This is a genomic window from Pseudomonas sp. MEJ108, assembly GCF_030208985.1.
Lineage (GTDB): Bacteria > Pseudomonadota > Gammaproteobacteria > Pseudomonadales > Pseudomonadaceae > Aquipseudomonas > Aquipseudomonas fragariae.
In genome coordinates this window covers 1-12,499 of the sequence record NZ_JARVSW010000020.1, presented here as the reverse complement: position 1 = coordinate 12,499, position 12,499 = coordinate 1, and the positions used below count along the sequence as shown (strand labels likewise).

Genomic DNA, 12,499 nt, shown 5'->3' with positions numbered 1-12,499 from the left:
CTCAGGAACGCTCGGCCCATGCAGCGCGGCTGAAAAATTTCATGGTCACCGCGTGGATGCTGCCATCGGCAATCCAGGGGTTCAGATGGGTATAAATCTGTTGCTGACGCTTGACCGGGCTCAGGCCGGCCAACTCGTCGCTGATGATATTCAGCTGGAAGTTACAGCCTTCGCCTTCGACTTCCACTTTGATTTCCGGCAGCTTTCCTTCAAGGAAGCTTTTAACTTCTACGGCCTGCATGCTTAACCTCGATCGGCGCTGTACGCGCGCGGGTCTGGCATCATACAAAAAAAGCCCATGTTATGCGAAGCCCGACAAGCAGGTCCCGGATAAAGGGCTTTTTCGATAGTGCCTTTCAGTGGGCGTCCAGCAGCTCGGTCAAACCTGATACGCGAGCTATCTGGCGCATGTCTTCGGGGAGCGAGCGGAGGGTCATCGACTTTCCCGCATCCCGGGCATCGCGCATGAACGCCAGCAACAAGGCCAGGCCGACGCTGCTGGACTTCTCGACCCCCGAGCAGTCAAGCGTGAGGTCTGCCAGATCACCGGATTTGATCAGTGCCGCACCCTGCTTGCGCAGTTGCGGCCCTGTGCGGTAATCCAGCACCCCGATCAGCCTGAGCTCACCCGGCCCGACAAGGCGAACGGCAGATTCGGTCATTGCACCGGCTTCTGCGTGGCATCAACGGTAGATTTGGTCTTGGCCACTTCGCCAGCCCAGTTGTTGATGGTGGTGTCCAGGTTGTTGCCGTTGCGCTGCATGGCATCGGCGAACTGGTCACGGAACAGCTTGCCGATATTGATGCCGTTGATGACGACGTTACGCACTTTCCACTCGCCGTTCAGCTTGACCAGCGTGTAGGAGACCGGATAGACCGCGCCGTTATTGCCCTTGACCTGCATGTCCACGCTGGTGCGGTCATCGCCTTCATCCTTGGCAGGTGCGACGGTGATGCCCTGGTTGTTGAATTCAAGCAACGCATTGCCATAGAACTGCATCAGGCTGCGCTTGAAGTTTTCCTCGAAACGCTTCACCTGTTCAGGGCTGGCCTTGCGGGAATACTTCACGGTCATGATGCTTTTGGAGATGCCGTCGGCATCCACGACAGGACCGACGATGCGGTTCAGGGCATCGTAGAACGCGCTTGGGTTGGATTTGTACTGCTCGCGATTGGTCGCCAGGTCACTCAACAGTTCCTTGGTGGTGCGCTCCACCAGGTCATGAGCCGACGGGGTCGCCGCGGCATTCGCCAGCATTGGCAGAGTGGCCAGCAATACCAGCAGACCACGGCGCAGAATAGAGATCATTTGAAGCTCCTCACTTGGCGTCTTTACTAACAGTATTGAGCAGGAATTTTCCGATCAGGTCTTCCAGCACCAGCGACGACTGCGTGTCATGGATAGTCCCGCCATCCTTGAGCAGCTTGTCATCACCACCGACGCTGAGACCGATGTATTTTTCACCCAGCAAACCAGCCGTCAGAATCGACGCAGTCGAGTCCGAAGGCAGGTTATCGACCTTCTTCTGAATCTCCAGCGTGACGCGACCGGTGAAGGTATCGCGATCCAGATCGATCGCCGTCACCTTGCCGATCGTGACGCCAGCCATGCTTACCTTGGCTCTGACAGTCAAACCGGCGATATTGTCGAAGTAGGCATAAAGTTTATAGGTGTCGGTGCTCGCGCTTGTGCTCAGACCACTGACTCGCAGGGCCAGCAGGAGCAGAGCCAGTATCCCCGCCAGCAGGAACAGACCGACTCCGGTTTCGATGGCACGGTTTTGCATCAGAAATCTCCAAACATCAAAGCGGTCAAAATAAAGTCCAGTCCCAGCACGGCCAACGAGGCGTAAACGACGGTTCTGGTCGTCGCGCGACTGATCCCCTCGGAAGTAGGCTCGCAATCGTAACCCTGGAAAACGGCAATCCATGTCACCACGAAGGCAAATACGACGCTTTTGATCACCCCATTGAGCACATCGTTCGTGAAAGAAACGCTGTTCTGCATGTTCGACCAGAAAGAACCGTCATAGACTCCCAGCCAATCGATCGCCACCCAGGAAGCGCCCCAGATACCGACCACGCTGAAGATCATCGCCAGAATCGGCAGCGAGATGAACCCGGCCCACAGACGCGGCGCCACGATGTACTTGAGCGGATCGACACCGATCATTTCAAGGCTCGACAGCTGCTCGGTGGACTTCATGTTGCCGATCTCGGCGGTCAACGCAGAGCCTGCACGACCGGCGAACAGCAAAGCCGTCACCACAGGGCCGAGTTCACGCAACAGCGTCAGGGCAACCATCTGGCCGACCGCCTGCTCCGAACCGTATTTGGTCAGGATGCTGAAGCCCTGCAGCGCCAGCACCATGCCGATGAACATGCCGGACACCACAATGATGACCAGCGACATGACGCCAACCGAATACAGCTGCCTGACCAGCAGTTGGAAACTGCTGCCCGCACCGCCACGACCGAGCAAGGCATGCACCAGAAACAGACCGGAACGCCCCAGAACAGTAACAATATCAATGGCCGAGCGCCCCAGCAGGCGAACCCGGTCCATGAGTGACTTATTGCGCATCAGCGCTTCCCCAATAGATCTTCGCGAAAATCCGGCGCCGGATAGTGGAACGGTACAGGGCCGTCCGGTTCGCCGGTCATGAATTGACGAATACGTGGATTGTCCGAGGACATCAGTTCCTGAGGCGTACCCTGCCCCAGCACCTGCCCGTCGCCGACAACATAGAGATAGTCGGCAATGCTCGCCGTCTCGCTGAGGTCATGGGACACCACGATACTGGTGATACCCAGCGCGTCGTTGAGCAGGCGGATCAGACGCACCAGCACCCCCATCGCAATCGGGTCCTGCCCGACGAAGGGCTCGTCATACATGAGAATCTGCGGATCGAGAGCGATTGCGCGCGCGAGCGCGACACGACGCTTCATGCCGCCCGACAATTCGTCCGGCATCAGTTCCACCGCACCGCGCAGGCCCACGGCCTGAAGCTTGAGCAGAACGATGTCGCGGATCATTTCTTCCGGCAGCTCGGTATGCACGCGCAGGGGAAAGGCGACGTTTTCGAAAACATCCAGATCGGTAAACAGCGCACCGCTCTGAAACAAAACGCCCATCTGCTTGCGGGCATCGAACAGATCACTGCGCGATAGCTCAGGCAGATTCTGGCCATTGACCCACACCTGCCCTTCGCTCGGGCGCAACTGGGCACCCATCAGGCGCAGCAGGGTCGTCTTGCCGCAGCCTGACGGCCCCATGATCCCGGTGACCTTGCCGCGCGGAATACGAATATCAACGTTATTGAAAATGCTGCGCGCACCGCGTTTGAAAGACACACCTTTCAACTCGACCGCATAGGCGTCATCAGGACTCATCTAAACTCCTTGCGATACAGCTTCCGCCACAAGCCGCCGGTTGTTGAACACCGACAGGCTGTCCAGGCGTGCCGAACAGGCCGCGAACTATATCACCGCAGCCACCCGCCCCCAAGAAGAGAACCGAGCGGTTCAGGTATTCGCTGAATTATTCTGTACCACAATGTTATGGCCACAGGCTTGAATACAGACCCGCAAGTACGTAGGAAATTCGTTTAAAAACAACACAACGACGATCAGACGTGAGGGAATCGTTCATTACCGCTATAATCGCCGCCTTTCAGCAGGCTGACCCTTTCCAGACATGAACCAATCCAGTGACCTGATCCAATCGGCGCAACGCACCATTCGCCTTGAGATAGAAGCCATGCAAGGCTTGCTTGAACGTCTTGACGGCGATTTTGTGCGCGCGTGCGAAATGATCCTCGCCAGCAAAGGGCGCGTGGTCGTGGTCGGCATGGGCAAGTCCGGACACATCGGCAACAAGATCGCCGCCACGCTGGCGAGCACCGGCACCACCTCGTTTTTCGTGCATCCGGCCGAAGCCAGCCATGGCGACATGGGCATGATCACCCGTGATGACATCATCCTGGCCCTGTCGAACTCCGGCAGCACCAACGAAATCGTCACCCTGCTGCCACTGATCAAGCGCCTGGGCATAAAGATGATCAGCCTGACCGGCGACCCCGAGTCCATTCTGGCCAAGGCTGCCGACATCAACCTCAACGCGCATGTCGTGCATGAGGCCTGCCCGCTCAACCTGGCACCGACGTCCTCGACAACCGCCGCACTGGTCATGGGCGACGCCCTCGCCGTGGCGCTGCTCGACGCGCGCGGTTTCACTGCCGAAGATTTCGCATTCTCCCACCCAGGCGGCGCACTGGGTCGCCGCCTGCTGCTCAAGGTCGAGAATGTGATGCACTCCGGCGAATCACTGCCCAGCGTGCAACGTGGCACCCTGTTGCGCGACGCACTGCTTGAAATGACTCGTAAAGGTTTGGGCATGACGGCCATCGTCGAAGCCGACGGCACACTGGCCGGCATCTTCACGGACGGTGACTTGCGCCGGACACTGGACCGCCCCGTCGATATCCGCCAGACCATCATCGACGAGGTCATGACGCTTCATGGCAAGACCGCCCATGCCGAGATGCTCGCCGCCGAGGCGCTGAAAATCATGGAGGACAACAAAATCAGTGCGCTTGTTGTCGTAGACCAGAACGACCGGCCGGTTGGCGCATTCAACCTGCAGGATCTCCTGCGCGCAGGCGTCATGTAATGGAAACCGAAATAATGACCCAGGATCTCATGCAACGCGGCAAGGCCATCAAGCTGGCAGTCTTCGATGTCGATGGCGTGCTGACCGATGGCCGCCTTTACTTCATGGAAGACGGCAGCGAGATCAAGACATTCAATACTCTCGACGGCCAGGGCATTAAAATGCTGATAGCCTCGGGCGTCACCACGGCGATCATCAGTGGCCGCAAGACCGCGATAGTCGAGCGCCGGGCAAAGAGCCTGGGCATTGAACACCTGTTTCAGGGACGCGAAGACAAACTGGTGGTACTGGACAAGTTGCTGGCAGAACTCAACCTGAGTTACGAACAGGTCGCCTATCTGGGTGATGATCTGCCAGACTTGCCCGTCATCAGACGCGTCGGTCTGGGCATGGCAGTGGCCAATGCTGCCGGCTTTGTCCGCGAGCACGCACACGGGATAACCAGGGCGCGAGGCGGCGAAGGTGCAGCGCGCGAATTCTGCGAACTGATTCTGAGTGCGCAAGGCAACCTTGAAGCGGCTCACTCCGCCTATTTATAGAAGCCATTATGTTCACTAAAAAAATTCGCAAGTTCCTGCTTCTCGGGGTACTGGCGCTGCTGCTGGCAGCGGTCGGTTACTGGAACATCAGCCCGGAAAGCTTCATGGACCAGCCTGATGCGTCGCTTGACGACACGGCGATCGACTACTATGCGATCAATACTCGCAGCGTGCAGTACCTGCCAGACGGCACACTTCAGTACGACATGACCTCCGACAAGGTCGAGCATGTGAAGGCCACAGATGTGAGCCTGCTGACGACACCCAATCTGAACATGTACCGCGGCGGAGCATTTCCGTGGCACGTGCAAAGCAAACGAGGTGAAGTTTCGTCCGACGGCGATCAGGTCGAGCTGATGGATTCCGTTCGTGTTGAACGCACCGATGAAAAACAGCGCACGACCATTATTACCAGCAGCCGCATGACCGTATTTCCTCAGAAGGAATATGCGCAGACCGACCAAGACGTTAGAATCGACGGCGCGGGCGGTGTCACTACGGCCAAGGGAATGAAAGCGTATTTGAAAGACAGCAGGATGGACCTGCTGTCCAACGTAAGAGGACAGTATGAGGCTCGTTAAAACTCTTCCTTTATTGCTCGGCCTGGGCGCAGCACTGGGAAGCGCGAGCGCCTGGTCCCTGCCAACCGACCGAGATCAGCCTATCCACATCCAGTCTGACGATGCTCAGCTCGATGACAAGAAAGGCGTGGCGACTTACAAGGGCAATGTCATCATCACTCAGGGCTCGATGAAAATCACGGGCAACACCGTGACAATCACGCGGAATGCCCAGGGCGAAGTCGACGTCTTCACCTCCGTCGGCAACCTGGCTTACTACGAGCAGAAGCCTGCCGTAGACAAACCGATCGTGCAGGCCTATGCCGTCACCATCCAGTATTACGCTGGCCAGGACCGTATCGTCCTGATCGACAAGGCCAAGGTCATCAATGATGGCAACACCTCGGAAGGCGAGAAAATCGTCTACGACACGGTCAGACAGGTCGTCACCGCCGGTCGGGCTAATGGCGGCGCCAAGGTGACCACACCACGTCCGCGTATCGACATGGTCATCCAGCCGAAAAAGAAAACCGATCAACCTCAGAAGGCCCAGTAAATGGCGACGCTCAAAGCCCAGCATCTGGCTAAAAGCTACAAAAGCCGGCAGGTCGTGCGCGATGTGAGCATTTCCATCGACAGCGGCCAGATCGTCGGCCTGCTGGGCCCGAACGGCGCCGGCAAGACCACCTGTTTCTACATGATAGTGGGTCTGGTCCAGGCTGATCAGGGTCGTGTGCTGATTGACGATCTGGATGTCAGCCATCAACCCATGCACGGTCGCGCCCGCGCGGGCATAGGCTATCTGCCTCAGGAAGCCTCGATTTTTCGCAAGCTGTCGGTGTCCGACAACATCATGGCGATTCTCGAGACCCGCAAGGAGCTCGATGCCGGTGCACGCCGCAAGGAACTGGAAAGCCTCCTGCAGGAGTTCCACATCACCCATATCCGCGACAACCTGGGCATGAGCCTGTCCGGCGGTGAACGTCGCCGCGTGGAAATCGCTCGAGCCTTGGCCACCGCACCGAAATTCATCCTGCTGGATGAACCGTTCGCAGGTGTCGACCCTATTTCGGTAGGCGACATCAAGCAGATCATTCACCATCTCAAGGCCAAGGGTATCGGTGTACTGATCACTGACCACAACGTCCGGGAAACGCTGGATATCTGCGAAATGGCCTACATCGTCAACGATGGACAGCTGATTGCGGAAGGCGACTCCGAGACCATTCTGGCGAATCAGCTGGTGAAAGAGGTCTACCTCGGCCACGAGTTCCGCCTTTAATCGACTGCCCTTTGCGCTTCGCAGCCGATTGATGCCTATGCAGTGTATTGACAACATTTTATTTGTCATATCACTCTAGGCAAACGCACAGGTTTCAGGCATATAATTTGCTTAAGTTGGCGCCACGGCGCCTGTAGTAGATGGCGCATGCGCGCCGGCGAATAAGGTGTTTAGCCCCTGCCATGAAACCATCGCTAGTCTTGAGAATGGGCCAGCAGCTGACGATGACACCGCAGCTGCAACAGGCAATCCGCTTACTTCAGCTTTCCACTCTGGATCTCCAGCAGGAGATCCAGGAGGCGCTGGAGTCAAACCCTATGCTGGAGCGGCAGGAAGAAGGCGACGACTTCGACCATTCCGACCCGCTTGCCGACAACATCGAACAAAAGCCCAACCCCGACGTTCAGGAACCGACCTATCAGGAATCCGCGCCTACCGTGGACAACCTTGAAGAAGGTGAATGGAACGAACGCATTCCCAACGAGCTGCCCGTCGATACCGCATGGGAAGACATCTACCAGACCAGCGCCAGCAGCCTGCCAAGCAACGATGACGACGAGTGGGACTTCACCACGCGCACCTCTGTGGGCGAAAGCCTGCAAAGCCACCTGCTGTGGCAACTGAATGTCGCGCCGATGTCCGACAAGGACCGTCTGGTAGCGGTTACGCTGATCGACTGCATAAACAACCAGGGTTATCTCGACGAGACGCTCGATGAGATTCTCGAGTCCTTCGACCCCGAACTGGACATCGAGCTCGACGAGATCGAAGCCGTACTGCACCGCATCCAGCAGTTTGAACCTGCCGGCATCGGCGCTCGCAACCTGAGCGAATGCCTGCTGCTGCAACTGCGCCAGCTGCCAGCAAAAACACCCTGGCTGACAGAAGCACAACGCCTGGTCAGCGACTACATCGACCTGCTCGGAAGCCGCGACTACGGCCAGCTGATGCGACGCATGAAGCTCAAGGAAGACGAGCTGCGTCAGGTCATCGAACTGGTGCAGAGCCTCAACCCGCGTCCAGGCTCGCAGATCGAATCCACAGAAGCCGAATACGTCATTCCGGATGTGATCGTGCGCAAGGACAATGAACGCTGGCTGGTCGAACTCAATCAGGAGTCGGTGCCGCGCCTGCGCGTCAATCCGCAATACGCGGGCTTCGTACGGCGCGCCGATACCAGCGCAGACAACACCTTCATGCGCAATCAGTTGCAGGAAGCGCGCTGGTTCATCAAGAGCCTGCAAAGCCGCAACGAAACACTGATGAAGGTCGCCACGCAAATCGTCGAACATCAGCGCGGCTTTCTCGAGTACGGCGACGAGGCCATGAAGCCGCTCGTCCTGCACGACATCGCCGAGGCAGTGGGCATGCACGAGTCGACCATCTCGCGCGTAACCACCCAGAAATTCATGCACACCCCACGCGGCATTTACGAGCTGAAATACTTCTTCTCAAGCCATGTGAGCACCTCCGAGGGCGGTGAATGCTCGTCCACGGCAATTCGCGCAATCATCAAAAAACTGGTTGCGGCGGAAAATCAGAAAAAGCCGTTGAGTGATAGCAAGATCGCTGGTTTACTGGAGGCACAAGGCATTCAAGTAGCCCGTCGCACAGTCGCCAAGTACCGTGAGTCTCTCGGGATCGCCCCTTCCAGTGAGCGTAAGCGGCTGATGTGATGCAGGCCGAGCCACAGCGTCCCAGAGGCATGCGCCATGCCTGCCTCTTTATGCACTGGCAAAGGAGAAAGCTGTATGCAAGTCAACATCAGTGGACACCAACTGGAAGTGACCAAACCCCTTCGTGAATACGTTGAGCTCAAGCTCAAGAAGCTCGAGGGGCATTTTGACAAGATTACCAACGTGCAGGTCACGATGACGGTCGAAAAGCTCAAGCAGAAGATCGAAGCCACGTTGCACATCCATGGTGGAGAGGTCGTTGCCAATGCTGAACATGATGACATGTATGCTGCCATCGACCTGCTCACTGACAAGCTAGACCGACAATTGCTCAAGCATAAGGAAAAGCAGCAAAGCATCCTCAAAGGTGCGGCCGCTCGCTAACGCCCATTTAATGATCCGAATCGAAAATATCCTGACCCCCGGCCGCTCCCTTGTGAACGTGCCGGGCGGCAGTAAAAAGCGTGTACTCGAAGAAATTGCCAACCTGATCGGCCGTGAAGTGCCGGGCATGGTGTCGGACACAGTATTCGCAAGTCTCGTCGCCCGGGAAAAACTGGGCTCGACCGGTTTTGGCAACGGTATTGCCATCCCCCACTGCCGCCTCGCTGACTGCAGCGAGCCTGTCAGTGCAGTGATTCACCTCTCCACCCCTGTGGATTTCGACGCCATCGATGGTGCGCCGGTCGACCTGCTGTTCGTCTTGCTGGTCCCGCAAGCTGCCACCGATGAACACCTGGAGCTGCTGCGCCAGATCGCCAGCATGCTCGACGACAAAGATGTGCGTAAGCGCCTGCGCAGTGCCGAAAGCGCTGAGGCGCTTTATCAAGTGGTGCTGGACGTGCAGAACGGAAACTGACCATGCGCATGATCATCGTCAGCGGTCGCTCCGGCTCAGGCAAGAGTACGGCGCTCGATGTGCTGGAAGACAACGGCTTTTACTGTGTCGATAACCTGCCGGCCGGCCTGCTGCCGGAGCTTGCCGAACGCGCGCTGATCAACACCGAACTCGCCGAACCGCTGCTGGCGGTTTCGATAGATGCCCGCAATCTGCCCAGCCACCTGACCCGTTTTCCGCAGATGCTGAGCGAAGTACGCTTGCGCAATATTCAGTGCGACGTGCTGTACCTGGATGCAGACGAAGCCACCCTGCTCAAGCGCTTCTCCGAGACCCGGCGCCGCCACCCGCTGAGCACGGCAGATCGTTCGCTGGCCGAAGCGATACGTGACGAAACCGCACTGCTTGGCCCGATCATCGATCTGGCCGACCTGAAGATCAACACCACCCACCTGAATCTCTATCAGTTGCGCGACGCGCTCAAGCTTCGTCTACTGAACAAGCCCGAGCCAGGTACTGCATTTCTGATCGAGTCCTTTGGTTTCAAGCGCGGCATGCCTGTCGATGCAGACCTGGTATTCGATGTGCGCTGCCTGCCCAATCCGTACTGGAAGCCAGAACTGCGCGACCACTCGGGGCTTGAACAACCCGTTATCGACTACCTGTCGGTGCAGCCTGACGTCGAAGAAATGTTTCAGGACATCTTCGCTTACCTGAACAAATGGCTACCCCGGTTTGCAGCCAGTAACCGTTCTTACGTTACCATTGCCATCGGCTGTACCGGCGGACACCATCGTTCGGTCTACCTGACCGAGCGGCTTGGTCAGGTCTTGCAACAATCACTCAAGAACGTTCAGGTCCGCCACCGCGACCTCAGCTGAAGGATTTTCACTGCGATGCCCGCTCGTCAAATCACCATCATCAACAAACTGGGCCTGCACGCCCGCGCTGCCGCCAAATTCGTCGGGGTCGCAGGCAAGTTTCCCTGCAAGATCAGGGTCGGCCGCACTCCGGAGAGCATGGTCGACGGTAAAAGCATCATGGCCGTGATGATGCTGGCTGCCGGCAAGGGCACCGAGATCCACCTGCACACCGAAGGCGAATTCGAACAGGAAGCGCTTGATGGCCTGATCGAGCTGATCGACAACCGGTTTGATGAGGGCGAATAAGCCCTCGTACAAACGCGGTATCCGTCACCACCAGCCTTGCACGCGCATCCAGCTCAGCCCGTGGGCAATCAGTAGCGCCATACCCGCCAACAGCAGCACGCTCCCGACTGCCAGACGAAATAACCGCACATTGCTGAGCGTGAGGAATCCGGAGCGCATACGCCGCCTTGGGTCCGGCTGCCAGGCTCAGGCCAGAGCGGCCTGATAACGGCGGGACACCTCATCCCAATTGATCACGTTGTAGAACGCATTGATGTATTCGGGACGACGGTTCTGATAGCGCAGGTAGTAAGCGTGCTCCCACACGTCCAGCCCCAGAATCGGCGTGTTGCCGTTCATCAGCGGGCTGTCCTGGTTACCACTGCTTTCCACCACCAGCTTTTTGTCAGGCGTGACGCTCAGCCATGCCCAGCCACTGCCGAAACGGGTCAATGCGGCCTTGGTGAATGCCTCCTTGAAGCTTTCGTAGCCACCCAGTTGCTCATTGATGGCAGACGCGACAGCGCCCGTGGGCAAGCCGCCGCCGCCCGGCACCATGACTTCCCAGAACAACGAGTGATTGGCATGGCCGCCACCCTGATTGATCACCGCTGGACGCAGGTTTTCAGGCAACTGCTGGACACTGGCCACCAGCTTCTCCACCGACCAGTCGGCGAACTCCGTCCCTTCGACCGCGGCATTGAGGTTATTGATGTACGTCTGGTGATGCTTGGTGTAGTGGATTTCCATGGTTTGCGCATCGATATGTGGTTCAAGGGCATCGTATGCGTAAGGCAGTGCAGGCAAGGTGTATGGCATTTCAATGTGCTCCGTAGAAAAGTCCGGAAGGGCTTGCCGAATGGCGCTGTAGCGATGAACGGGTGTGCTCGCTGCCGCTGTTCAGCAACCGATGAGTGCGCGGGTATTCGCCGTGTTCGCTGATGAAACTCAGCAGCTCGGCGTATGTTTTGCTGCTGTGGCGCAAGGCTGCCTCGCGTAACGCGGGCGGGAGGCGTTGATTCTGCATGGTCTGCAACAGGTGCTGGTGGATGGCACACAGGTACTCGGCGCTCTCCTCCGGCTGGCCCAGACTCAGGTGCAGATCCGCCAGGTTATGGTGAGAAATCACACAGGCCGCGACCGCTTCATCGACATCCGCCCAGCGCTCGAACAAGACCTGCGCCAACGCCAGCGCCTGAAGGTACAACTCGCGAGCTTCGACCCAATCGCCAAGATTGAAACAGCGATTGGCCAGCTCGATGGTGCGTTTCCAATGCTGCATGAGGTACCTCCAGGAACATTGACTGGGCAGCGACCATGGGCCGGGGCGGGGCGCTCAATCGCGCCAGGTAACGCCCCTCGGCGAGGTAATGCTCGATCAGCCGAGGCTCGTCGGTTTCAAGCGCACAACGAATCCGCAGACTCAAGCCACGCTGGTTTCCAGATAAGACAACTCGTGCAGAACAGACCCCATGATCGCAGTTCATTTTAGAAATGATATTCATTATTAAATGAGATACAGAATCAACACAAGCCCGATCGCTTCACCGCCTTGCGCCGGTGAGCGTGAACATGCTTTGAGGGAGACGTAACACGCGGGTTCGGACGAAGGTTATGGGCGGCCAAAACCGGAGGTGGATGGGTGACGCAGAGCGTCACGAACGGCATTCCCACGCGGGAGCGTGAGGAACGATCAGCCTGACTATCGTGCGGCGCTCCGCGTCGCATGCCTTTCCGGACGCTCTGCGTCCTCTTGACGACGCAGAGCGTCGTGAACTGCATTC

The 12,499-nt window shown here is 57.8% G+C and carries 19 protein-coding genes; 10 read left to right on the top strand and 9 right to left on the bottom strand.

What is annotated here, in order from left to right; genetic code table 11:
* Position 1: 1 nt before the first annotated feature.
* The 6 genes from QRN50_RS10785 to QRN50_RS10760 form a co-directional block, all read right to left on the bottom strand.
* Positions 2 to 241 (bottom strand): BolA family protein, encoded by a 240-nt coding sequence (locus QRN50_RS10785; RefSeq protein ID WP_002555079.1) that lies wholly within the window; start codon positions 239 to 241, stop codon positions 2 to 4.
* Positions 242 to 356: 115 nt separating this feature from the next.
* Positions 357 to 662 (bottom strand): STAS domain-containing protein, encoded by a 306-nt coding sequence (locus QRN50_RS10780; RefSeq protein ID WP_003313585.1) that lies wholly within the window; start codon positions 660 to 662, stop codon positions 357 to 359.
* The gene (locus QRN50_RS10775) at positions 659 to 1,309 is read right to left on the bottom strand and encodes an MlaC/ttg2D family ABC transporter substrate-binding protein (RefSeq protein WP_003400251.1); all 651 of its coding nucleotides are present in this window, start codon (positions 1,307 to 1,309) and stop codon (positions 659 to 661) included. Before QRN50_RS10775 ends, QRN50_RS10780 begins: the two co-directional genes overlap by 4 nt.
* A gap of 10 nt (positions 1,310 to 1,319) precedes the next feature.
* Positions 1,320 to 1,787 carry an outer membrane lipid asymmetry maintenance protein MlaD gene (gene mlaD, locus QRN50_RS10770; protein ID WP_003313587.1) on the bottom strand — a complete coding sequence of 156 codons (468 nt, stop codon included), beginning with the start codon at positions 1,785 to 1,787 and terminating at the stop codon, positions 1,320 to 1,322.
* Positions 1,787 to 2,584 (bottom strand): lipid asymmetry maintenance ABC transporter permease subunit MlaE, encoded by a 798-nt coding sequence (mlaE, locus tag QRN50_RS10765; protein ID WP_003313588.1) that lies wholly within the window; start codon positions 2,582 to 2,584, stop codon positions 1,787 to 1,789. Before mlaE ends, mlaD begins: the two co-directional genes overlap by 1 nt.
* Positions 2,584 to 3,393: an ATP-binding cassette domain-containing protein gene (locus QRN50_RS10760; protein ID WP_003313589.1), complete on the bottom strand. Its 810-nt coding sequence runs from the start codon at positions 3,391 to 3,393 to the stop codon at positions 2,584 to 2,586. The genes mlaE and QRN50_RS10760 overlap by 1 nt, the downstream gene beginning before the upstream one ends.
* 304 nt (positions 3,394 to 3,697) lie before the next feature.
* Between QRN50_RS10760 and QRN50_RS10755 the strand changes: the two genes are divergently transcribed.
* From QRN50_RS10755 to QRN50_RS10710, 10 genes are all read left to right on the top strand, one after another.
* On the top strand, positions 3,698 to 4,672 hold the full coding sequence (locus QRN50_RS10755) for a KpsF/GutQ family sugar-phosphate isomerase (RefSeq protein ID WP_003400250.1): 975 nt from the start codon (positions 3,698 to 3,700) through the stop codon (positions 4,670 to 4,672).
* Positions 4,672 to 5,211, top strand: coding sequence for a KdsC family phosphatase (locus QRN50_RS10750; protein ID WP_003413390.1), 540 nt, complete (start codon positions 4,672 to 4,674; stop codon positions 5,209 to 5,211). Before QRN50_RS10755 ends, QRN50_RS10750 begins: the two co-directional genes overlap by 1 nt.
* A gap of 8 nt (positions 5,212 to 5,219) precedes the next feature.
* Positions 5,220 to 5,792 (top strand): LPS export ABC transporter periplasmic protein LptC, encoded by a 573-nt coding sequence (gene lptC / locus QRN50_RS10745; protein ID WP_003400249.1) that lies wholly within the window; start codon positions 5,220 to 5,222, stop codon positions 5,790 to 5,792.
* Positions 5,779 to 6,327 carry a lipopolysaccharide transport periplasmic protein LptA gene (gene lptA, locus QRN50_RS10740; protein WP_003424523.1) on the top strand — a complete coding sequence of 183 codons (549 nt, stop codon included), beginning with the start codon at positions 5,779 to 5,781 and terminating at the stop codon, positions 6,325 to 6,327. The genes lptC and lptA overlap by 14 nt, the downstream gene beginning before the upstream one ends.
* Positions 6,328 to 7,053 (top strand): LPS export ABC transporter ATP-binding protein, encoded by a 726-nt coding sequence (gene lptB / locus QRN50_RS10735; protein WP_003313594.1) that lies wholly within the window; start codon positions 6,328 to 6,330, stop codon positions 7,051 to 7,053. It abuts the gene before it with no gap.
* A gap of 182 nt (positions 7,054 to 7,235) precedes the next feature.
* The gene (locus QRN50_RS10730) at positions 7,236 to 8,729 is read left to right on the top strand and encodes an RNA polymerase factor sigma-54 (RefSeq protein WP_003340639.1); all 1,494 of its coding nucleotides are present in this window, start codon (positions 7,236 to 7,238) and stop codon (positions 8,727 to 8,729) included.
* Between the two features lie 75 nt (positions 8,730 to 8,804).
* Positions 8,805 to 9,113 (top strand): ribosome hibernation-promoting factor, HPF/YfiA family, encoded by a 309-nt coding sequence (hpf, locus tag QRN50_RS10725; RefSeq protein ID WP_002555091.1) that lies wholly within the window; start codon positions 8,805 to 8,807, stop codon positions 9,111 to 9,113.
* 10 nt (positions 9,114 to 9,123) lie between these two features.
* Positions 9,124 to 9,588 carry a PTS IIA-like nitrogen regulatory protein PtsN gene (ptsN, locus tag QRN50_RS10720; protein ID WP_003400244.1) on the top strand — a complete coding sequence of 155 codons (465 nt, stop codon included), beginning with the start codon at positions 9,124 to 9,126 and terminating at the stop codon, positions 9,586 to 9,588.
* Between the two features lie 2 nt (positions 9,589 to 9,590).
* Positions 9,591 to 10,448: an RNase adapter RapZ gene (gene rapZ, locus QRN50_RS10715; RefSeq protein ID WP_011268862.1), complete on the top strand. Its 858-nt coding sequence runs from the start codon at positions 9,591 to 9,593 to the stop codon at positions 10,446 to 10,448.
* Between the two features lie 15 nt (positions 10,449 to 10,463).
* Complete coding sequence (locus QRN50_RS10710; protein ID WP_003400240.1) at positions 10,464 to 10,736, top strand: HPr family phosphocarrier protein; 273 nt, start codon at positions 10,464 to 10,466, stop codon at positions 10,734 to 10,736.
* A gap of 24 nt (positions 10,737 to 10,760) precedes the next feature.
* On the opposite strand, the gene QRN50_RS10705 is transcribed toward QRN50_RS10710, so the two are convergent.
* The 3 genes from QRN50_RS10705 to QRN50_RS10695 are packed head-to-tail and all read right to left on the bottom strand — an operon-like array spanning position 10,761 to position 11,997.
* Positions 10,761 to 10,895 carry a hypothetical protein gene (locus QRN50_RS10705; RefSeq protein WP_003400238.1) on the bottom strand — a complete coding sequence of 45 codons (135 nt, stop codon included), beginning with the start codon at positions 10,893 to 10,895 and terminating at the stop codon, positions 10,761 to 10,763.
* 27 nt (positions 10,896 to 10,922) lie between these two features.
* Positions 10,923 to 11,534, bottom strand: a complete 612-nt coding sequence (locus QRN50_RS10700) for a superoxide dismutase (RefSeq protein WP_011268863.1) — start codon at positions 11,532 to 11,534, stop codon at positions 10,923 to 10,925.
* A 1-nt stretch (position 11,535) separates the two neighbouring features.
* Positions 11,536 to 11,997 carry a DUF2753 family protein gene (locus QRN50_RS10695; RefSeq protein WP_003400234.1) on the bottom strand — a complete coding sequence of 154 codons (462 nt, stop codon included), beginning with the start codon at positions 11,995 to 11,997 and terminating at the stop codon, positions 11,536 to 11,538.
* Between the last annotated feature and the right edge of the window lie 502 nt (positions 11,998 to 12,499).